Source organism: Streptomyces sp. NPDC032161 (assembly GCF_040636995.1).
GTDB lineage: Bacteria > Actinomycetota > Actinomycetes > Streptomycetales > Streptomycetaceae > Streptomyces.
The window spans coordinates 58,472-79,366 of sequence record NZ_JBEZVN010000002.1 but is presented as its reverse complement, the minus strand read 5'-3'; the positions used below and the strand labels follow the sequence as shown (position 1 = coordinate 79,366).

Below are 20,895 nucleotides of genomic sequence, written 5' to 3'. Positions count from 1 at the left end.
GAGTGATCGCAGAGCAGCGAGGGTGCTGCACGTGAAGGGGCGGGTGCTCGTCGGACCCGACGACGTCCGGGACGAACTCTGGGCCGTCGACGGGCGGATCACCCACGAGCGGCCGGCCGGGGCCGACGAGGCGGTGACGGTCACCGGCTGGGCGCTGCCGGGGCTGGTCGACGCCCACTGCCATGTCGGGCTCGACCTGCACGGCGCCGTCGACGCCGTGACCAGCGAGAAGCAGGCGGTCGACGACCGGGAGGCGGGGGCGCTGCTGCTGCGGGACGCGGGTTCGCCCGCCGACACCCGGTGGATCGACGACCGCGAGGACCTGCCGAAGATCATCAGGGCCGGGCGGCACATCGCCAGGCCGCGCAGGTACACCCGGAACTACGCCCACGAGATCGAGCCGGAGGACCTCGTCGCGTACGTCGCGCAGGAGGCGCGCCGGGGCGACGGCTGGGTCAAGCTGGTCGGCGACTGGATCGACCGCGAGGTGGGCGACCTGGCCGCCTGCTGGCCCCGCGGGGCGGTCGAGGCGGCCATCGCCGAGGCGCACCGGCTGGGCGCCCGGGTCACCGCGCACTGCTTCGCGGAGGACTCGCTGCGCGATCTCGTCGAGGCCGGGATCGACTGCGTCGAGCACGCAACGGGGCTGACCGAGGAGACGATCCCGCTGTTCGCCGAGCGCGGTGTCGCGATCGTCCCGACCCTGGTCAACATCGCCACGTTCCCCTCGCTCGCGGCGGGCGGCGACGCCAAGTTCCCGCGCTGGTCGGCCCATATGCGGCGGCTGCACGAGCGGCGCTACGACACGGTGCGCGCCGCCTACGACGCCGGGGTCCCGGTCTTCGTCGGCACGGACGCGGGCGGGGTGCTGGCCCACGGTCTGGTGGCGGACGAGGTCGCCGAACTGGTGAAGGCGGGCATTCCGCCCCTGGACGCGCTGTCCGCGACCACCTGGGGCGCCCGCGCGTGGCTCGGGCGGCCGGCGCTGGAGGAGGGGGCCCCGGCGGACCTGGTCGTCTACGACGACGACCCGCGGGCGGACGTGCGGGTGCTGGCGGCGCCGCGACGCGTCGTGCTGAACGGCCGCGTGATCGGCTGACGGCGGCCGGGGACGCGCGGCGTCGACGGACGGTCGCCGAACGCGTGCCGTCCCGTCGAAGCACTTTCGCGTGCTCCCCGTCGCGGTCGGCCTCCGCGCCGTCCGCGCTCGGCGGAACGGGTGAGCCGGAGGAACGGGCGTACAGAGATATTCGAATAGAGGCGCGGAAACGCCCCTTTAGGGTGAACTCACGTCAGGTGTCTGCCGGTTCACCCTCTGTGCGTAAAGCTGTCGGGGTCGAGGCCACCGGTGCCCGCGATGTCCCCCATTGGGCGGTACCGGTGGCTCCATGTCTCTTGTGGGGGTTCCACCATCTTGAACAGCAACACCTTCCGCCTGGCCGCCCTGGCGGTCGCCGCCGCTCCGGTCGCCCTGCTGGCCGCCTTCCCGGCGCAGGCCGCCGCCGCGACCACCGCGACCGACGGCGACGGGAAGGCGAGCGCGGTCGTGCTCCGCGCCGCGCTCGACGTCTCTCTTCTGAACAAGGCGGTCGAAGTGCCGCTCAGGGCCTCGCTCAACGAGGTGCACGCACCGGCCGACGCCAAGCAGACCGCGCTCAGCGTGCGGCTCGACGGGGTGGACGGCGGCCGGCCGGTCAACGTGCTCAGCGCCGACGTGGCCACCTCGGACGCGACCGTCGACAAGCGCCGGGCCGAGGGCTACAGCAACGTGGTGAAGGCCCGGATCCACGTGCCCGGGCTGCCGGCGCTGCCGCTGGTCGAGGTCGAGAAGGTCACGTCCAAGGCGGTCTGCGAGGTGGGCCGCAAGCCGGTCGCCGAGTCGAATGTGCTGGGCCACGTGACGATCCTGGGACAGCGGGTCGACCTCTCCGCGGGCGGCACGACGCACATCGAGGTGCCGGCCGTGGGCGAGGTGACCCTCGACCTGTCGAAGAAGAGCACCACCTCGCGCACCGCGGCGGCGACCGCGCTGCGACTGAAGGTCTCCGTCAACCCGCTCAAGCTGAACGTCGCCGACGTGCAGGGCGAGGTCACCCTCGTCCAGGCGACCTGCGAGACCCCCAAGGACACCGGGACGGGCGGCGGCAGCGACGGCGGCTCCGGCAACGGGGGGAGCGGAAGCTCCGGCGGATCGGACAACGGCGGATCGGGCAACGGAGGTACGGACGGCGGTGGTTCGAACACCGGTGGCGCGAACAGCGGCGGCTCCGGGAACGGCGGGTCGGGCAACGGCGGCGGTTCGAGCGACGGCGGCGCCTCCGGGAACGGCGGCGGCAGCGCGGGTTCCACCGGCGGCGACGTGAAGCCCCAGACCGGCACCGGCCACGCCCCGGACGGCAACCTCGCCGAGACCGGAGGCAGTTCCGCCACGCCGTACATCGCGGGCGGCGCCGCCGCGCTGCTGGCGGTGGGCGCCGGGGCGACGGTCCTGGCCAGGCGCCGCGCGCGGAACTGAACGCGTCCGTGACCGAACGTGCCCGTGGCTGAGCGGGCTCGCGAGCGACCCCGGGGCCGGCCGGTCCCTCCGGCCCCGGGGTCCGCGACGGACGTCCCCGTCCACGCGTGACGTCATGTGCCCCGTCCGCGGGCGACGGTGGTCGGGTCCGGCCGTGCCCGGCGGTGCCCGGAGCCGTCCGTGCGCGAGGGCGGGGAGCCGGCCGTCCGCCGTGGCGGACGGGTCCGTGCGTGACGGCGGTCGGCGCACGGACACCGGCGCACGGACGTCAGCGCACGGACGTCAGCGACTGCAACGCCTGGTCGAGCGACTGGAGGAAGCAGTTGGTCGTCGTGCGCCCGCGCACCGCCAGCCGCAGCCACTGCGGCCCGAGCCCCGGGAACGTGTCCCCGCGACGCACCGCGAACCCCAGCACCCGCAGGCGTTCGCGCACCTCGGCGGCCCGTTCCAGCCGCATCAGAACGAACGGGCCCTCGGCCGGTTCCGCGACCTCCACCTCGGTGAACTCCCGCAGCCCCGCGACCAGATGGGCCCGGTCCACCGCGATCCGCTCCGCCGCGGCGGCGGCCTCGGCCAGGGCCCGCGGCTCCATGCACGCCCCGGCCGCGGCCAGCGCCGGGGACGACACCGGCCACAGCGGCTGCGCCGCCTCCAGCGCGGCCACCGTCTCCGGGGCGGCCAGCACGTAACCGATCCTGAGCCCCGCGAGTCCCCACGTCTTGGTGAGGCTGCGCAGCACCACCAGGCCCGGCACGTCCGTCCGCCCGCACAGTGCCTCGCGTTCGCCCGGCACCGCGTCCATGAACGCCTCGTCGACCACCAGCGTCCGCCCGGGGCGCGCCAGTTCCTCCAGCACGGCCGCCGGATGCAGGACCGAGGTGGGATTGGTCGGGTTGCCGACCACCACCAGGTCCGCGTCCTTCGGCACGGCCGCCGGGTCCAGCCGGAAACCGTCCTCGGCCCGCAGCAGCACCCGCCGCACCTCGTGCCCGGCCGCGCAGAGCGCCGCCTCCGGCTCCGTGAACTGCGGGTGGACCACGACCGGGCGGCGGGCCGGCAGCGCCCGCGCGATCAGCACGAACGCCTCCGCCGCGCCCGCCGTCAGCAGGACCCGCTCGACGGGCAGCCCGTGCCGGGCCGCGACCGCCGCCCGCGCCGGACGCCCGTCCGGGTAGGCGGCGAGCGAGCCCAGCGCATCGGCGATCCGCTCCCTCAGCCAGGCCGGGGGAGTGTCCGCCCGTACGTTGACGGCGAGATCGGTCAGATCCCGGCCCCGTCCCCGTACCTCCGCGTCACCGTGGTGCCGCAGGTCGTACGTGCCCGCGCCTGTCGCGTCGGGACTTTCAGTGGGAGTGTGCATGACCGCCGTGGTGGTGGTGATGGTGGCCGTCGTCATCGGGGTGGAAGTGCGGCTGCTGTGGCAGCCCCACCTTGTCCTCGAAGCCCGGCAGCGCGATTCGGTACACGCATGAGTCGCAGTTCATCCGCAGATCGCCCTCGACCGCCTCCCCGTAGCGCTCCATGACCAGGTCGTACAACTCCTCGGCCGCACCGATGACCTCGGCGCAGCGGACGTCGGGCTCCGGGTGGGCGGCGGCCCACTCCTCGGCCTGATGACGGACCCGGTCCGGCAGGACACCCGTGAAGAGGAAGTACGGCAGAACGACTATGCGCCGGGCACCCAGCCTGACGCAACGGTCGAGACCCGACGGCACGTCCGGCGCCGCGAGCGAGACGAACGCCGTCTCCACGCCCGCGTAGCCGCGGCCCTCCCAGAACAGCCGCGCCGCCTTGAACACCTCGGCGTTGGCGTCCGGGTCGGTGGAACCGCGCCCGACCAGCAGCACGGTCGTCTCCGAGCGGTCGGTGTCGCCCAGCACCTCGTCCACCCGGCGCTCCAGCACCTTCAGCAGCTCCGGGTGCGGGCCGAGCGGACGGCCGTAGGTGTACGCGATGCCGGGGTGGCGGTCCTTCTCGCGGGCCAGCGCCGCGGGGATGTCCCCCTTGGCGTGCCCGGCCGACACCAGCATCAGCGGCACGGCGGCGAAGCGCCGGACACCGCGCTCCACCAGCTCGGTCACGGCGTCGCCGAGCGGCGGCGGGGACAGCTCGATGAAACCGCCCGCGACGGGCAGTTCGGGCCTGCGGCGGCCCAGTTCGGCGACGAACTCGCGGAACGCGGCGGCGCCGCCGTCGTCCCTGGTGCCGTGACCGGCGACGAGCAGGGCGGGCCGGTCGGGCGGGCTGGCGGGGATGGTCACAGGTTCTCCTCGGTGTGATTCACGGTGGTTCACGGGGATTCGGGGGAGTGGTACAGCAGGGCGTTGAGCGCGGCCGACGCGACGGCCGAACCGCCCTTCTCGGACACGTTGCTCACGGCGGGCAGACCGCTCTCGCGCAGCGCCGCCTTCGACTCGGTCGCGCCGACGAAACCGACCGGCAGCCCGATGACGAGCGCGGGCGCGGCATCGAGGACGAGCAGTTCCTCCAGCGCGGTGGGCGCGTTGCCGATCACCCAGATCGCGCCGGGCCCGACCTCCTCGTACGCGAGCCGGATCGCATGGGCCGAACGCGTCAGGCCGGGGCCGGAGGCGGCCTGACGCAGACGGCACACGGTCTCGCGCCGGGTGATGCCCGCCGCGACCATCTCCACGTCGGTGACGACCGGCGCCCCGGAGTGCAGCGCCGCGTGCCCGGTGGTCAGCGTCGCCTCGTCGCAGACCAGGTCCGTGGCGTAGTCGAGGTCCGCCGCGGAGTGGATGACCCGCTCCACGACCGCCCGGGTCAGCGGCGGGAAGTGCGAGGTGTCCAGGCGGGCGCGCAGCCGCCGGTAGGACTCCTGCTCGATGGGGTGGACGGTCCGCTCCCAGGGACGGTTCATCGCCCGCCCTCCCCGGTCCCGGCGGCCGACTGCCAGCGGTAGCCGCGCGGCGTCACCATGCGGCCCGCGATCTGCCGGGTGGCCGTGTTGCCGACCGTCACCACCGTCATCATGTCCACGGTCGCCGGGTCCAGGGCGGCCAGGGAGGTCACCCGGGCGCTCTCGTCCGGGCGCGACGCGTTGCGCACCACACCGACCGGAGTGGCCGGATCCCGGCGCTCCGCCAGGATCGACAGCGCCTCGGGAAGCTGCCAGGCGCGGCCCCGGCTGCGCGGGTTGTAGAACGTCACGACGATGTCGGCCTCGGCCGCGGCCCGCACCCGGCGCTCGATGACCTCCCACGGCGTGTGCAGGTCGGAGAGGCTGATCGACACGTGGTCGTGGCCCAGCGGGGCGCCCAGGACCGCGGCGGCGGCCAGCGCGGCCGTCACCCCCGGCACGCCGACCACGTCGATGTCGGCACCGGCCTCGGCGAGCGCGGGCGACGCCATCGCGTACACGCCCGCGTCACCGCTGCCGATCAACGCCACCGCACGGCCCTCGCGCGCCTCGGCGACCGCGGTGCGGGCCCGCTCCTCCTCGGCGCCCAGCCCCGACTCCAGGACCGTGGTGCCGGGCCGCAGCAGATCCCTGATCTGGTCCACGTACTGGTCGAGCCCGACCAGTACCGAGGCCCGCCGCAGCTCCTCCCGGGCCCGGGGCGTCAGCAGGTCGCGCGCGCCCGGTCCCAGACCGACCACGGCCAGCCGCCCGCGCGGGGCCCGGCGCACCACCGCGCACGTCGCCATCGCCGCGCGTCCCTCGGACCCGGGAGGCGGCGTCGACTTCCGCTTCGGCACGAGGAGTTCGCCCCCTTCCGCGAGCGCGGCGGCCTCCGCGACCGACGGCGTCCCGACGGCGGCGAGCGGCGCGCCCGACGGGTTGGGCACCTCGACCCGGGCCAACGCCTCGGCCGCGTACGTCCGCAGCGGAACGCCCAGCCGCGCGGCGGCGGCGACGATCCCGGGTTCGTCCGCCTTCGCGTCGACCGTCACCAGCTCGGCGATGCTCAGCGGCGAGAGCCCGGCCTCGCGCAGGGCGTCGTGGACCAGGCCCACGACCTCGTCCACCGGCGCCCCCCTGGACGCGCCGACGCCGACCGCGAGCGACGCGGGCCGCACCACGGCCCGCCGTGCCCCGGACTCCACGACCCGGTCGGTGATGTGCAGCACCGCGACGTCCGCCGGGTCCGGGAGCGCGGAACCGGGAGCCACGTTCGGCGGCAGCGCGGGCAGCGGCCACACCGCGTCCGCCCGCAGTTCCACCGGGGCGCCGTCGAGCATCGCCCGTGACACCCCGGCCACATCGCCCTCCACCGGGAGGCCCAGCATGTCCAGGCCCGGAAGTCCGGCCGCGTCCGTCGCGGTCGTCACGACCGGGGCCGCGCCCAGGACCTCGCCGACCGCCTCGGCCAGCGCGTTCGCCCCGCCGGCGTGCCCGCCCAGCAGCGCCACCGCGTGGCGGCCCGCCTCGTCGACACAGACGACGCCCGGGTCCGCGGACTTGTCGGACAGCAGCGGCGCGAGCAGCCGCACCACGGCCCCCGTCGCCAGGAAACAGACCAGCTGCTCGCACTCGGCGAACGCCCGGTGCACGGCCTCGCGCACCGGCCCCTCGTAGACCACGGCACGGCCGGGCCAGGCCGCGGCCAGCCGGTCGCGGGCGGCGGCGCCCGCCGCCGTCGCGGAAATCAGGCCGATCACTGGGTCGCTCCTTCACTTGCGCCGACACGCGCGGCAACCATGCCCGCACGCTCGCCTGCCTGGGCCGAGGGGCGACTGCCCCACAGCAGAAATACCGGATTGGTCGCGGCGAGCCGGGTCACCTCACCGGGCAGCGGCGCCAGCCGGGAGGACTGCAGCAGCACGCCCTCGGGCTCCAGCCCGGCACCGGCCAGCGCCGCACGCACCTGCGGCACCCGGTCCAGGGCGGCCAGCGCCACCACCACCGTGCGCCGCGCACGCCGGGCGCACGCCGTCACGACGGCGGGCAGTTCGCGCCCGCCACCGCCGACGAACACGGCGTCCGGGTCGGCCAGATCGTCGAGCACGGCCGGGGCCGAACCGTGCACCACGTCGACGTACACCCCGTGCGCGGACGCGTTCGCCCGGATCCGCCCGACCCCGTCCGCGGCCTTCTCCACGGCGACGGCCGCGGCGCCGAGCCGCGCGCACTCCACCGCCACCGAACCCGATCCGGCACCGATGTCCCACACCAGATCACCGGTGCGCGGGCCCAGCCGGGCCAGGGCCAGGGCCCGCACCTCGAACTTGGTGATCATCGAGTCGCGGTGCTCGAACTCGGTCTCCTCCAGCGCCCATCGGCCCGGCCCCGCGGACGGCCCCGCGAGGGTCCGCGCCGGGGACAGCACCCGGGACTCGTCCAGGCACAGCACCACGCTCACCGGATCCGGCCAGTCGCGGGCCACCGCCTCGGCGGGGGTGAGCCGTTCGACGCGCTCGCGTCGCGGATCGCCGAGCGCCGTCGCCACGACGAGCGTGCGCCCCCCGGCCCCGTGGACCAGCCCGGCCGCGAGCTCCGCCGGTCCGGCGCCGGGGCCGGTCAGCACGGCCACCTTCGGGTGCGCCAGACACGCGTGGACGGCGGTGCGCGGGTCCCGTCCGTGCGCGCTGACCACGACCGCGTCGTCCCACGTCAGCCCGAGCCGGGCGAAGGCGACCGCGACGGACGGCGCACCCGGCCGGACATCGAGCGCGTCCGCCCCGAACCGCTCGGCGAGCGCCCGCACGATCCCGAAGAATCCCGGGTCGCCGGAGGCCAGCACGACCACCCGTGCCTCGTCCCGGGCCAGGTGTTCGGCGACCCGGTCGAGCGCGGGCGCCAGCGGACCGAGCACGATCCGCCCGACATGCCCGGCGTCCCGCGTGCCCGTGCCCGGGTACGCGGCCTCCAGGTGGCGCCGGGCGCCGAGCACCAGCGTGGCCGCCTCCAGCGCCTCCCGGGCCTCGGGGCCGAGCGGCTCGCCCGTCCCCGTGCCGAAGACCCGGATCGGCGCGGCCGTCCGCGCGCCGGTCCCCGTACCGTGAGCGCCGCTCACGAGCCGGACCGCTGGGCGCGCAACTCGGCCCGCGCCGCCCTGTCGGCCTTGCGGAAGCCGTGGAAGTGGCCCGGGTGGTAGAGGTGCGAGCGCGTCCCCGACGACGACAGCGCCGGGCCGACGAGGAAGAGGGTGTGCTTCCAGAGCCTGTGCTCCTTGACCGTCTCCTCCAGGGTTCCGACCGTGCAGCGCAGGATCAGCTCCTCCGGCCAGGTCGCCTGGTACGCGATCACGACCGGCGTCGACGTCGGGTATCCGCCCTCCAGCAGCTCCTGGGTGAGCTGGCCGGAGCGGGCCGCCGACAGGAACAGCGCCATCGTGGTGCCGTGGCGCGCGAACTCCCGCACCTCCTCGCCCGGCGGCATCGGCGTCTTGCCGCCGCCGAGCCGGGTCAGGATCACCGACTGCGCGACCTCCGGGATTGTCAGCTCCCGCTGCGCGATCGCCGCGACCGCCGAGAAGGACGACACCCCCGGCACGACCTCGACCGCCACGCCCAGCTCGGCGCACCGGTCGATCTGCTCCTGGGTGCCGCCCCACAGCGCCGGGTCGCCGGAGTGGATGCGGGCCACCTTCAGCCCCTCGGCGGCGGCGCGTTCGTACACGGCGACGACCTGTTCCAGCGACATCCGCGCCGAGTCGAGGATCTCCGCGCCCTCCCGGGCGTGCTCCAGGACCTCCGCCTGCACCAGGCTCGCCGCCCAGATGACGACGTCGGCGTCCGCGATGGCCCGCGCCGCCCGGAAGGTCAGCAGATCGGCGGCACCGGGTCCGGCACCGACGAACGTCACCCGGCCCCGGGCGGGCGCGTCGGCCGCTGCGGACGTGTCGACCGTGTCGACGGCTGTGGCCGCGTCGGCTGCTTCGGACATGGGACGGGTCCTTTCAGAAAGGGGAACATGCGGGGCCCACAGGGCGTACGGGGCCTGCGGGGCAGGGGGACGGCGGGGGATCAGGGGCGGAGGGGAGAGGCCGGGGCAGGAGCGGCGGGTGACGGGGCGGGTCCACCGGGACGTGCCCCAGGGCGTCGACCGGCCGACGAGGGCCGCGAGCGGTGCGCGCGGCGCCCGCCGGCGCCGACCGGACACCGCGACACCGCCCGCGCGCGCCTCACAGCTTCCCGCCGCGCCCGCCGTCGCGCGGCGCGGGCGCGATCAGCGTCGACAGATACGGCAACGGCCCCTCGTCGAGGTCCGCCGCCGGCCGGATCGACTCCTCGGGCAGCCCGAGCGCCGAACCCCACACCGCGTCCTCGGTGCGGCCGGTCTCCCGCAGCGCCGCGGCCACCTCCGCCGCCAGTCGGCCGAACTTGTACGCGACGACCGTTCCCGGGCCCTCCAGCGCCCGCCTCAGCACCGCCGCGCCCGCCGTCACCGGCACCAGCGTCAACGGCTCCGTGCCCTCCGTCAGCACCGCGCCGCTGCGGGCGGCCAGGTCCTGCATGGCCGTGATCCCGGGCACCGTCTCCACGGCCGTCCCCGGCAGCAGCGCGCCGATCGTCTGGGCCAGATACGTGAACGTCGAGTACACGTTGGGGTCGCCGATCGTCGCGAACGCCACCGAGCCGTGCGTCCGCAGCAGTTCCGCGACCCGCTCACCGGCCGCGTCCCACGCAGCCTCCCGGCGTGCCCGGTCGCTGCGCTCGTTGAGCGCGAACACCACGCGCACGACCTTCTCGGGGGGCACGTAGTGCAGCACGGTCGCCTCGGCCCGCCCCCGCTCACCGGTGTCCATCACCGGTACGACGACGACCGCGGCGTCCCGCAGCGCGTTCACGCCCTTGACGGTCACCAGCTCCGGGTCACCGGGCCCGACACCGACGCCGATCAGCCTGCTTCCACCCTGACCGTGGTTCATCCCTCGCACCTCTCGACGAATCGACGGGCCGCAGCGGGCGTGGCGGCCCAGTGCGTATGCAGATAGCTCGCGTGCACGCCCCGCCGTACGAATCCCTCCACGCGCCGCTCCGGCTGGTGCAGGCCCCACGCGGGACGCTCTCCCGCGCCCGGCTCCAGGACCGTGCGGTGGAACTCGTGCCCGCGCGTCCGGGTCCCGGACGCCGCCAGCACGCTGTCGCAGACCGCCACGGCGTCCCGGTAGCCCAGCGTCAGCCGCTCCGACATCCGTGCCTCGGCGTCCAGCACCCCGCACATCGGCAGCCCGTCGAGCGAACGCGCCAGATACAGCAGGCCCGCGCACTCGGCGGCCACCGGAGCCCCGGACCGTGCCAGCGCGGCGACGGCCCCGCGCAGCGCCGCGTTGGCGGACAGCTCCGAGGCGTACACCTCCGGGAAGCCCCCGCCGATCACCAGCCCCCGCGCGCCCTCGGGCAGCGCCTCGTCGCGCAGCGGGTCGAACGGGACGACCTCGGCACCGGCGGCGGCGAGCAGTTCGGTGTGCTCGGCGTACGAGAACGTGAACGCGGCCCCGGACGCGACGGCGACCCTGCGCGAACCCGGGGCGGGCCGGGCGACGGGTCCGCCGCACGCGTCCACCGCCGCCGCCGGGTCCCACGCCTCGCCGGGCACGCCGGGCGCGGAGCGGGCCAGCGCCCACAGCGCGTCCAGGTCGCAGCCCGCCCGCACCCGGTCCGCCATCGCCGCGACCGCGTCCAGCGCGTCGCCCCGCCGCTCGGCCACCGGCACCAGCCCGAGATGCCGTGACGGCACCGCCACCTGCTCCGTCCGCCGCAGCACCCCCAGCACCGGCACGCCCGACTCGTCCAACGCCTCCCGCAACAGCGCCTCGTGGCGCGGCGAACCGACCTTGTTGAGGACCACCCCGCCGATCCGCACCTCCGGATCCCACGAGGCGAAGCCGTGCACCAGCGCGGCCACCGAGCGGGACTGCGACGAGGCGTCGACGACCAGCACCACCGGCGCCCGCAGCAGTTTCGCCACCTGCGCGGTCGATGCCAGCTCGCCGTTCCCCGCGGCGCCGTCGTACAGGCCCATCACGCCCTCGACGACCGCCAGGTCGCAGCCGCGCGCCCCGTGCGCGAACAGCGGAGCCACCAGCTCCGGGCCGCACAGGTACGCGTCGAGGTTGCGACCCGGCCGGCCCGTGGCCAGGGCGTGGTAGCCGGGGTCGATGTAGTCGGGCCCCACCTTGTGCGGGGACACGGTCAGACCCCGCCCCGCGAAGGCCGCCATCAGTCCCGTGGCCACGGTCGTCTTGCCGCTCCCCGACGCGGGCGCGGCGATCACCAGACGCGGAACGTTCACCGGACACCACTCACGGTTCGCCCGGCGCGCGCCCGGCGCCCGCTCCTTCTCCCACGGCCGATCGTGGGCGAGGCCGTCACCATTCGATGCCCCGCTGGCCCTTCTGACCGGCGTCCATCGGGTGCTTGACCTTCGACATGTCGGTCACCAGATCGGCGGCGTCCACCAGCTCCGGCGGCGCGTTGCGACCCGTGACGACGACGTGCTGGGTACCGGGACGGCTCCGCAGCACCTCGACCACCTCGGCGGTGTCGACCCAGCCCCAGTGCATCGGGTACGCGAACTCGTCGAGGACGTACAGCCGGTACGTCTCGGCGGCCAGATCGCGTTTGACCTGCTCCCAGCCCTCGCGGGCCGCCTCCTCGTTGTTCAGCTGCCGGTCGCGCTGCACCCACGACCAGCCCTCGCCCATCTTGTGCCAGGCGACGGTGCCGCCCTCGCCGCTGGCGCCGAGGACCTTCAGCGCGTTCTCCTCGCCGACCTTCCACTTCGCCGACTTGACGAACTGGAAGACCCCGATCGGCCAGCCCTGATTCCAGGCGCGCAGCGCGAGCCCGAAGGCCGCCGTCGACTTCCCCTTCCCGATGCCGGTGTGCACCACCAGCAGCGGACGGTTGCGGCGCTGACGGGTGGTGAGCCCGTCGTCCGGCACGCTGACCGGCTGTCCCTTCGGCATTACGCCGCCCTCCTGTCGGTTCCCCTGACGTCCTTGACCAGACCCGCGATCGAGTCGGCCCGCAGCTCGTCGAGCGTGACGGCGACCGAGCCCAGATCGCGGGCGAGATCCGCCGCGAGCCCGAGCCGTACCGGGCCCGACTCGCAGTCCACGACGACGGAGGCGGTGCCCTCCGCCGCGTGCAGCCGCGCCGCCCGCGACGCCAGCGCCACCGGCTCCGGCCCGCCCGTCGCCCGGCCGTCGGTCACCACGACCAGCAGCGGACGCCGCGACGGATCGCGCATCCGCTCCACGCGCAGCACCTCATGGGCCTTCAGCAGCCCGGCCGCGACGGGGGTGCGCCCGCCGGTCGGCAGCGCCTCCAGCCGTGCCGCCGCCGCGTCCACCGACGACGTCGGCGGCAGCGCCACCTCGGCGTCCCGGCCCCGGAAGGTGACCAGCCCGACCTTGTCCCGCCGCTGGTACGCGTCCAGCAGCAGCGACAGCACCGCGCCCTTCACGGCGCCCATCCGCTGCCGGGCGGCCATCGACCCGGAGGCGTCCACCACGAACAGCACCAGGTTGCCCTCGCGCCCCTCCCGGGTCGCCTGCCGCAGATCGTCCCGCCGCACCACCAGCCCCGGCCCCGACCGCCCGCGCGCCCGCTGGTGCGGGGCCGCGGCCCGTACGGTCGCCGACAGGTGCAGCTTGGTCAGCGCCCCGTGCGGACGCCGCGCGCCGGTGGTGCGCCCGTGCTCGGTGCGTGCCCGGGAGCGCCGCCCCGCCGCGCCCTCGCCCAGACCGGGCACGCTCAGCGTCTTCGCGCGGAACGGCTCGGCGGCCCGTACCGGCTGCTGCTCACCGCCGCCGGACGACCGCCCCTGCTCCTGCTCGCCGCCCTGCTCGGGAACGGCGGGGGCGGGCGTGTCACCGGCCTCCGCGTCGGGCCGCGGCGGAGTGTCCGGGCCGTCGCCCCGCGGGGGCCGGCCGCCGCCGTCGGGGCCGTCCGGGTCCGGGTCGTCGTCCTCGCCGCCGTGCTGCTCCAGCGCCTCGTCGAGCTTGTCCTCGTCCAGGCCCGGAGCGTCGAACGGGTTGCGCCTGCGGCGGTGCGGGAGCGCGAGCAGGGCGGCCTGCCGCACGTCCTCGGCCAGCACGTCCGTACGCCCCGCCCAGGCGGCCAGCGCGGTGGCGGTCCGCGCCATCACGATGTCCGCGCGCATCCCGTCCACCTCGAACGCCGCGCAGGTCGCCGCGATCTGCCGCAACGCCCCGTCGCCGAGCCGCACCCCGGGAAGCAGTGCCCGCGCGGCGGCGATCCGCGCCCGCAGCGCCGCCTCCTCGTCGGCCCACTTCGCGGCGAAGGCGGTGGGATCGGCGTCGTACGCGAGGCGCCGGCGCACCACCTCGACCCGCTGGTCGGTGTCGCGGGACGCGGCGACCTCCACGGTCAGCCCGAACCGGTCCAGCAACTGCGGCCGCAGCTCGCCCTCTTCGGGGTTCATCGTGCCGACGAGCAGGAACCGGGCGGCATGCCGGACCGAGACCCCCTCGCGCTCCACGTACGAGGCGCCCATGGCCGCCGCGTCCAGCAGCAGGTCCACGAGATGGTCGTGGAGCAGGTTGACCTCGTCGACGTACAGGATCCCGCGATGGGCGTCGGCGAGCAGCCCCGGCTCGAACGCCTTCACGCCCTCGGACAGCGCCCGCTCGATGTCGAGCGCCCCGACCAGCCGGTCCTCCGACGCGCCGACCGGCAGCTCCACCGTCCGGGCGGCCCGTGCCGCCCCGGACCCGGTCTCGTGCGGGCCGTCCGGGCACGCCGGATCGGGCGCCGCGGGGTCGCAGGAGAACCGGCAGCCCGGAACCACGTCGACCTCGGGCATCAGCGCGGCGAGCGCCCGCACGGCGGTGGATTTGGCGGTGCCCTTCTCGCCGCGCACCAGCACGCCGCCGACCGCGGGCGAGACCGCGTTCAGCAGCAGCCCGAGCCGCAGATCGTCCTGCCCGACGAGGGCGGTGAAAGGGTACGGCGTGTTCACGATGCCTCCTTGGGCGAACGGCGTGATGTCACTGCCCCCGGCGCGGGGACGGGGAGCCTCCGGGCGCTCGCCCACGGCCCGTCGGACCGCCTCCGGGCTCCCGCGTGCCGCGCTCCGGGAAACCTGCGGGCGCTCACTCGTCGCCCTCCAGATCGCCTTCGAGCTCCAGGTACGTGGCCCGCAGCCGCTCCAGGGTCTTCGCGTCCGGCTCCGCCCACAGCCCGCGCTCGGCCGCCTCCAGCAGCCGTTCCGAGATCCCGCGCAGCGCCCAGGGGTTGGACTTCTTCATGAAGTCGCGGTTGGTCTCGTCGAAGACGTACTCGGCCGACAGCTTCTCGTACATCCAGTCGTCGACGACGCCGGCCGTGGCGTCGTACCCGAAGAGGTAGTCCACGGTCGCGGCCATCTCGAAGGCGCCCTTGTACCCGTGGCGCCGCATCGCCGCCATCCAGCGCGGGTTCACCACCCGCGCCCGGAACACCCGGTGCGTCTCCTCGCCCAGCGTCCGTGTGCGCACCTGGTCCGGCGTGGCGCTGTCCCCGACGTACGCCTCGGGCGAGGTGCCGGTCAGGTGCCGCACCATGGCGACCATGCCGCCGTGGTACTGGAAGTAGTCGTCCGCGTCGACCAGGTCGTGCTCGCGGGTGTCGACGTTCTTCGCCGCCACCGCGATCCGCCGGAACGCCGTCTCCATGTCCCCGCGCGCCGCCCGCCCGTCGAGCCCGCGCCCGTACGCGTAACCGCCCCACACCGCGTACACCTCGGCCAGATCCGCGTCCGAGCGCCAGTTCCGGGCGTCGATCAGCGGCAGCAGCCCAGCCCCGTACGCCCCCGGCTTCGAACCGAAGACGCGGGCCGTGGCCCGGCGCCGGTCGCCGTGGACCGCGGTGTCCTCGTCGGCGTGCGCCCGCACGTAGTTGGACCCGGTCGGCTCGTCCAGCTCCGCCACCGTCCGCACCGCGTCGTCGATCAGCCCCACCACGTGCGGGAAGGCGTCCCGGAAGAACCCGGAGATGCGCACCGTCACGTCGATGCGCGGACGCCCCAGCTCGTTCAGGGGCACCACCTCGAAGCCGGTCACCCGGCGCGAGGCGTCGTCCCACACCGGACGGCAGCCCAGCAGCGCCAGGATCTCCGCGATGTCGTCGCCCTGCGTGCGCATCGCGGACGTGCCCCACACGGTCAGACCCACCGACTTCGGGTACTCGCCCGTGTCCGCGAGGTAGCGGGCGATCAGCGAGTCCGCGAGCGACTGCCCGACCTCCCAGCTCAGCCGGGACGGAATCGCCTTCGGATCCACCGAGTAGAAGTTCCGGCCCGTCGGCAGCACATTGACCAGACCGCGCGTCGGCGAGCCGGACGGGCCCGCCGGGACGAAGCCGCCGCGCAGCGCCCGCAGGATGTGACCGATCTCGTCCGTCGTCCGGGCCAGCCGGGGCACGACCTCCTCGCACGCGAAGCCCAGCACGGCGATGGCGTCCGGGAGTTCGCGGCCCAGTGCCTCCCGCACCAGCCCCGCCGCGCCCGCCACGTCCCAGCCGCGCTCCTCCATGCCCTCCGCGAGGCGGCGGCACAGCTTCTCCAGCAGATCGATCGCGTCCGCTCCGGTGCGCGCCGGACCGTCGACCAGCTCGGTCAGCTCCGCCGGCACCTTCACCGGGGCGCCCGGCTCGGCCAGCAACTCCCGTTCGCTCAGCCCGAAGTGGGCCGCGATCGAGGCCCGCAGACCCGGCAGCGCGTTCGCCGTGCCGCCCCAGACCTGGGACGCGCGCAGCACCGCCAGCACCAGGTTGACCCGCGCCTCGCCCACCGGGCCGCCGCCCAGGACGTGCAGGCCGTCGCGGATCTGCACGTCCTTGATCTCGCACAGGTAGCCGTCGATGTGCATGACGAACTCGTCGAACGCGTCGTCGTCCGGCTGCTCGTCGACATGCAGGTCGTGATGGAGCTCGGCGGCCTTCACCAGCGTCCAGATCTGCGCCCGCACCGCCGGGGCCTTTGCCGGGTCCAGATCGCTGACCAGCGCGTACTCGTCGAGCAGCTGTTCCAGCTTGGCCAGGTCGCCGTAGGTGTCGGCACGCGCCATCGGCGGCACCAGGTGGTCCACCACCGTGGCGTGCCCGCGCCGCTTGGCCTGGGTGCCCTCACCGGGGTCGTTGACGATGAACGGGTAGACCAGCGGGAGTTCGCCCAGCACCGCGTCCGGTCCGCAGCCCGCGGACAGGCCCAGGCCCTTGCCCGGCAGCCACTCCATCGTGCCGTGCTTGCCCATGTGCACGACGGCGTCCGCGCCGAACGAGTTCTCCAGCCAGCGGTACGTCGCCATGTAGTGGTGCGACGGCGGCAGGTCCGGGTCGTGGTAGATCGCGATCGGGTTCTCCCCGAAGCCGCGCGGCGGCTGGATCAGCACCACCACGTTCCCGAACCGGAGCGAGGCCAGGACGATCTCGTCGCCGTCCACGTACAGCGAGCCCGGCGGTTCCCCCCAGTGCTCCAGCATCGAATCCCGCAACTCCGGGTCCAGCGTGGCGAACCAGGCCCGGTAGTCGGCCAGCGGCACCCGCGCGGGGGCGGCCGCGAGCTGCTCCTCGGTCAGCCACTCCACGTCGTGACCGCCCGCGTCGATGAGACGGTGGATCAGCTCGTCGCCGTTGTCCGGATATCCGTCGACCGTGTACCCGGCGCCGCGCAGGGCGTCCAGGACCCGCACCGCCGACGCGGGCGTGTCCAGGCCGACCGCGTTGCCGACCCGGGAGTGCTTGGTGGGATAGGCGGTGAAGACCAGGGCGAGCTTCTTCTCGGCGTTCGTCTTGTGCCGCAGCGCGGCGTGCCGCACGGCGATCCCGGCGACCCGCGCGGCCCGTTCCGGGTCGGCCCGGTACACCGGCACGTCGTCCGGGCCCTGCTCCTTGAAGGAGAACGGCACGGTGATCAGCCGGCCGTCGAACTCGGGGATCGCCACCTGCATCGCCGCGTCCATCGGGGACAGCGCGGCGTCCGACGCCTCCCACGCGGCGCGCGTCGAGGTCAGGCACAGCCCCTGGAGCACCGGGAGGTCCAGCTCCGCCAGCGCGCCGATGTCCCACGCCTCCTCGTCGCCCCCGGCGGAGGCGTCCGAGGCGCGGGTGCCGCCCGCCGCCAGGACGGTGGCGACCAGGGCGTCCGCCCGGCCCAGCAGCTCGTACAGACCGGCGTCCGCGCCGCGCAGCGAACCGCAGTACACCGGCAGGGCGTTGGCGCCGCGCTCCTCGACGGCCTCGCACAGCACGTCCACGAACGAGGTGTTCCCGGACAGTTCGTGCGCCCGGTAGAACAGCACCCCGACGGTCGGGCGGCCCTCGACGAACTCCCGGTCGCCGCGCACGCCCCACTCCGGCATCCGCTGCGGCTCGGCGAAACCGTGACCGGTCAGCAGCACCGTGTCGGAGAGGAAACGGGTCAGCTCCACCAGGTTCCCCGGACCGCCCTCCACCAGGTAGCGCAGCGCCTCCGCGACCACCCCGGCGGGCACGGACGACTCGGCCATCAGCTCCGCGTCCGGCACGGTCTCGCCGCCCAGCAGCACGGTCGGGATGCCGGACGCCCGCAGCACGGCCAGGCCGTCCTCCCAGGCGCGCTTGCCGCCGAGCAGCCGGACGACGGCGACGGAGGCGCCCTCGATCAGCGCGGGCAGTTCCTCGTGGACGTCGACACGGGTGGGGTTGCCGATCCGGTAGGGCGCGCCGGAGGCGCGGGCGGCGAGCAGGTCCGTGTCGGCGGTCGACAGCAACAGCACGGTGCTCGTGGGGGCGTTCATACGCGTGCTCCAGGTGCTCCGGGGGCGATGAAGGGAAGTCCGGACGGCGCGCCCGACTCGATGAGCCGGAGCAGCGCGCCGGTGTCGGCGTGTTCTTCGATCAGGTCGCCGAGGCGGTCGAGCTGTTCCTCGCGCAGCTCGGCGAAACGGGTGTCGGGGGCGGGGACGAAACGCCGGCCCGCGGCGCGCGCCACCTCGGTCAGGAAACGGCGGCGGAACGCGTCGCTCTCCAGCGAGCCGTGCCAGTGGGTGCCCCACACGGCTCCGGCCCGGCAGCCGTCCAGGGCGCGGCCCCGGCCGTCGGTGAAGAACGGCTCGCCGCCGCGCACGTCGGCGACGCCGTGGTGGATCTCGTAGCCCTCGACCGGCGCGCCGAGCGCCTCCCCGACGGGCCGGGCCAGGGTCTTCTCGCGGTCGAACCGGACGCGCAGCGGCAGCAGTCCGAGCCCGTCGACGTGCCCGGCCCGCGATTCGACCTCGTCCTCGATGTGCTCGCCGAGGACCTGGTAGCCGCCGCAGACGCCGAGGACCGGCCGGCCCTCGGCGGCACGCCGGGCCAGGGCGTCGGCGAGCCCGCGCTCGCGCAGCCAGGCCAGCGCCCCGACCGTTCCCCGGGTGCCGGGCACGACGACGAGATCGGCGTCGGCCAGCTCCTCGGCGCGGTCCACGAAGCGGACGACGACGCCCGGTTCGGCGGCCAGCGCGTCCACGTCGGTGAAGTTCGACATCAGGGGCACGGCGCACACCGCGACCCGCAGCACGTCCTCGCCGTGCGGCGGCGCGACCACCGACTCGCGCACGGCGCCGCGCAGCGAGACCCGGAGCCCGTCCTCCTCGTCGATGCCGAGGCCGTGCGCGAAGGGCAGCACCCCGTACGTCGGGCGGCCGGTGATCTCGCGCAGCATCTCCAGGCCCGGCTCCAGCAGCGACACGTCGCCGCGGAACTTGTTCACGAGATAGCCCGCGACCAGCGCCTGGTCCTCGGCGGAGAGCAACGCCGTCGTACCGAAGAACGACGCGAAGACGCCGCCCCGGTCGATGTCCCCGACCACCACCACCGGGAAGCGCGCCGCCCGGGCGATGCCCATGTTCACGATGTCCGTGCGCCGCAGATTGATCTCGGCCGGGCTGCCGGCCCCCTCGCAGATCACCGCGTCGTACGTGCTCCGCAGCCGCTCCAGGCAGTCCACGACCGTGCCGAGCAGGGCCTCCTGCCGTCCGCCGTGGTAGCCGCGCGCGCTCATCTCGCCCACCGGCCTGCCCATCAGGACGACCTGGCTGGAGCGGTCCCCGCCGGGCTTGAGCAGCACCGGGTTCATCAGCGCGGACGGCTCCACCCGGGCGGCCGCGGCCTGCATGGCCTGGGCACGGCCGATCTCGGCACCCTCCCGGGTGACGTAGGAGTTCAGCGACATGTTCTGCGCCTTGAAGGGCGCCACCTTCACGCCCCGGCGCGCGAGCCAGCGGCAGATGCCCGCCGTGACGACGCTCTTGCCCGCGTCCGAGGTGGTCCCGGCGACCAGGAGTCCGCCGCTCATGTCCGTCTCCGTCCTGTGTCCGGGCGTCCCGCGGTCAGGAGCCGCGCGGCCCCCGCGGCGGCGCCGCCCACACCTGCGGGCCGGGTGCCCGTGATCCGTCCCCGTCCCGTGCCCCGTACGTCCGCGAGCCGTCGCGCGGCGAGACCCGCGCCCAGCCGAGCGGCCACGCACACGCCGAGGGCCAGCACGCCCACCCGGCGCGAGAGCCGCACCGCGCGTTCGATGTCCGCGGTCTCCACCGCCCGGCCCGCCTCCCCGTTCAGTACCGGGCGGTGCTCCACCCGGCCCCCGTACGCCAGCGTTCCGCCCAGGCGCACGCCCAGCGCGCCCGCGAACGACGCCTCCACCGGGCCCGCGTTGGGGCTCGGATGCTTCGCCGCGTCGGCCCGCCAGGCCCGTACCGCCTCGCGCGGCCGTCCGCCGGCGGCCACGGCGAGCACGGCGGTCAGCCGGGCGCCGGGCCATCCCACGAGGTCGTCGAGGCGGGCCGAGGCCCAGCCGTAGCGCCGGTGGCGGGGCGACCTGTGGCCGACCATCGCGTCCAGGGTGTTGACCGCGCGGAAGCCGACGAGGCCGGGCACACCGGCCAGCGCCCCCCACACCAGGGCGCCCACCACGGCGTCCGAGGTGTTCTCGGCCACGGACTCCACCACGGCGCGGGCGATCTGCGGCCCGTCCAGGGAGTGCGGGTCGCGGCCGCACAGGTGCGGCAGGCGTTCCCGGGCCACCGCGACGTCCCCGGCGGCCAGGGCGCCGCCGACGGCCCGTGCCTCCCGCCCCAGCGAGGTGCCGCCGACCACGGACCAGGTGGCGGCCGCGGTCAGCGCGACGGAGGCGGCGGGGTGACGGCGTACGGCACGGGTGAGCAGCGCCGCACCGCCCACGGCGCCTCCGGCGCAGACGAGGGTGTGCAGCGCGCCCCACCCGCGGTGGTCGCGCCACAGACGGCGTTCGACGCCCGCCGCGGCCCGCCCGAAGGCGGCGACCGGGTGCCCCCTGCGGGGGTCACCGAGCAGCAGATCGCCGATCAGACCGGCTGTGGCGCCGTACGCGAACACGCGATCGGCACGCATGGCTCAGTCGGCCGTCGTGCCTCGGAGGACCTTCGTACGGGCGGCTCTCGGGGAGAGCGCCGGGGCAAGGGACGCAC

Annotated in this window: 14 protein-coding genes and 1 pseudogene; 2 read left to right on the top strand and 13 right to left on the bottom strand. The window is 75.2% G+C overall.

Annotation, left to right across the window (positions count from 1 at the left end; translation table 11 throughout):
• Positions 1–22 precede the first annotated feature (22 nt).
• Complete coding sequence (locus tag AB0E67_RS06155; RefSeq protein ID WP_362023499.1) at positions 23–1,099, top strand: amidohydrolase family protein; 1,077 nt, start codon at positions 23–25, stop codon at positions 1,097–1,099.
• A 315-nt stretch (positions 1,100–1,414) separates the two neighbouring features.
• Complete coding sequence (locus AB0E67_RS06150) at positions 1,415–2,515, top strand: SCO1860 family LAETG-anchored protein (RefSeq protein WP_362021663.1); 1,101 nt, start codon at positions 1,415–1,417, stop codon at positions 2,513–2,515.
• 268 nt (positions 2,516–2,783) lie between these two features.
• On the opposite strand, the pseudogene cobC reads toward AB0E67_RS06150, so the two are convergent.
• The 13 genes and pseudogenes from cobC to AB0E67_RS06085 form a co-directional block, all read right to left on the bottom strand.
• A pseudogene (gene cobC / locus AB0E67_RS06145) lies at positions 2,784–3,926 on the bottom strand (Rv2231c family pyridoxal phosphate-dependent protein CobC); the annotation flags it as partial.
• Positions 3,859–4,770, bottom strand: a complete 912-nt coding sequence (locus AB0E67_RS06140) for a sirohydrochlorin chelatase (RefSeq protein ID WP_362023496.1) — start codon at positions 4,768–4,770, stop codon at positions 3,859–3,861. The gene AB0E67_RS06140 and the pseudogene cobC, both read right to left, overlap by 68 nt.
• A 35-nt stretch (positions 4,771–4,805) precedes the next feature.
• Positions 4,806–5,396 (bottom strand): precorrin-8X methylmutase, encoded by a 591-nt coding sequence (locus AB0E67_RS06135; protein ID WP_362021660.1) that lies wholly within the window; start codon positions 5,394–5,396, stop codon positions 4,806–4,808.
• Positions 5,393–7,138, bottom strand: coding sequence for a precorrin-3B C(17)-methyltransferase (gene cobJ / locus AB0E67_RS06130; protein WP_362021657.1), 1,746 nt, complete (start codon positions 7,136–7,138; stop codon positions 5,393–5,395). The genes AB0E67_RS06135 and cobJ overlap by 4 nt, the downstream gene beginning before the upstream one ends.
• Positions 7,135–8,445 carry a precorrin-6y C5,15-methyltransferase (decarboxylating) subunit CbiE gene (gene cbiE, locus AB0E67_RS06125; RefSeq protein ID WP_362023493.1) on the bottom strand — a complete coding sequence of 437 codons (1,311 nt, stop codon included), beginning with the start codon at positions 8,443–8,445 and terminating at the stop codon, positions 7,135–7,137. Before cbiE ends, cobJ begins: the two co-directional genes overlap by 4 nt.
• Positions 8,446–8,489: 44 nt before the next feature.
• Positions 8,490–9,365, bottom strand: coding sequence for a precorrin-4 C(11)-methyltransferase (gene cobM, locus AB0E67_RS06120; RefSeq protein WP_362021654.1), 876 nt, complete (start codon positions 9,363–9,365; stop codon positions 8,490–8,492).
• 238 nt (positions 9,366–9,603) lie between these two features.
• Positions 9,604–10,350 (bottom strand): precorrin-2 C(20)-methyltransferase, encoded by a 747-nt coding sequence (gene cobI / locus AB0E67_RS06115; RefSeq protein ID WP_362021651.1) that lies wholly within the window; start codon positions 10,348–10,350, stop codon positions 9,604–9,606.
• Positions 10,347–11,717, bottom strand: a complete 1,371-nt coding sequence (locus AB0E67_RS06110) for a cobyrinate a,c-diamide synthase (RefSeq protein ID WP_362021648.1) — start codon at positions 11,715–11,717, stop codon at positions 10,347–10,349. Before AB0E67_RS06110 ends, cobI begins: the two co-directional genes overlap by 4 nt.
• A 76-nt stretch (positions 11,718–11,793) precedes the next feature.
• A complete protein-coding gene (cobO, locus tag AB0E67_RS06105) occupies positions 11,794–12,393 on the bottom strand; it encodes a cob(I)yrinic acid a,c-diamide adenosyltransferase (protein WP_351518273.1) in 600 nt (199 codons plus the stop codon).
• Complete coding sequence (locus AB0E67_RS06100) at positions 12,393–14,411, bottom strand: putative cobaltochelatase (RefSeq protein WP_362021645.1); 2,019 nt, start codon at positions 14,409–14,411, stop codon at positions 12,393–12,395. The genes cobO and AB0E67_RS06100 overlap by 1 nt, the downstream gene beginning before the upstream one ends.
• A 133-nt stretch (positions 14,412–14,544) precedes the next feature.
• Positions 14,545–18,207: a cobaltochelatase subunit CobN gene (gene cobN, locus AB0E67_RS06095; protein WP_362021642.1), complete on the bottom strand. Its 3,663-nt coding sequence runs from the start codon at positions 18,205–18,207 to the stop codon at positions 14,545–14,547.
• Positions 18,204–19,745 carry a cobyric acid synthase gene (locus AB0E67_RS06090; RefSeq protein ID WP_362021639.1) on the bottom strand — a complete coding sequence of 514 codons (1,542 nt, stop codon included), beginning with the start codon at positions 19,743–19,745 and terminating at the stop codon, positions 18,204–18,206. The genes cobN and AB0E67_RS06090 overlap by 4 nt, the downstream gene beginning before the upstream one ends.
• Positions 19,742–20,818, bottom strand: a complete 1,077-nt coding sequence (locus tag AB0E67_RS06085; protein ID WP_362021637.1) for a cobalamin biosynthesis protein — start codon at positions 20,816–20,818, stop codon at positions 19,742–19,744. Before AB0E67_RS06085 ends, AB0E67_RS06090 begins: the two co-directional genes overlap by 4 nt.
• Positions 20,819–20,895: the final 77 nt, after the last annotated feature.

Bases quoted from the DNA above. Each gene is read 5' to 3' on its own strand.
- AB0E67_RS06135 (WP_362021660.1), bottom strand. From the start codon at position 5,396: ATGAACCGTCCCTGGGAGCGGACCGTCCACCCCATCGAGCAGGAGTCC.
- cobM (WP_362021654.1), bottom strand. From the start codon at position 9,365: ATGTCCGAAGCAGCCGACGCGGCCACAGCCGTCGACACGGTCGACACG.
- cobI (WP_362021651.1), bottom strand. From the start codon at position 10,350: ATGAACCACGGTCAGGGTGGAAGCAGGCTGATCGGCGTCGGTGTCGGG.
- cobO (WP_351518273.1), bottom strand. From the start codon at position 12,393: ATGCCGAAGGGACAGCCGGTCAGCGTGCCGGACGACGGGCTCACCACC.
- cobN (WP_362021642.1), bottom strand. From the start codon at position 18,207: ATGAACGCCCCCACGAGCACCGTGCTGTTGCTGTCGACCGCCGACACG.
- AB0E67_RS06090 (WP_362021639.1), bottom strand. From the start codon at position 19,745: ATGAGCGGCGGACTCCTGGTCGCCGGGACCACCTCGGACGCGGGCAAG.
- AB0E67_RS06085 (WP_362021637.1), bottom strand. From the start codon at position 20,818: ATGCGTGCCGATCGCGTGTTCGCGTACGGCGCCACAGCCGGTCTGATC.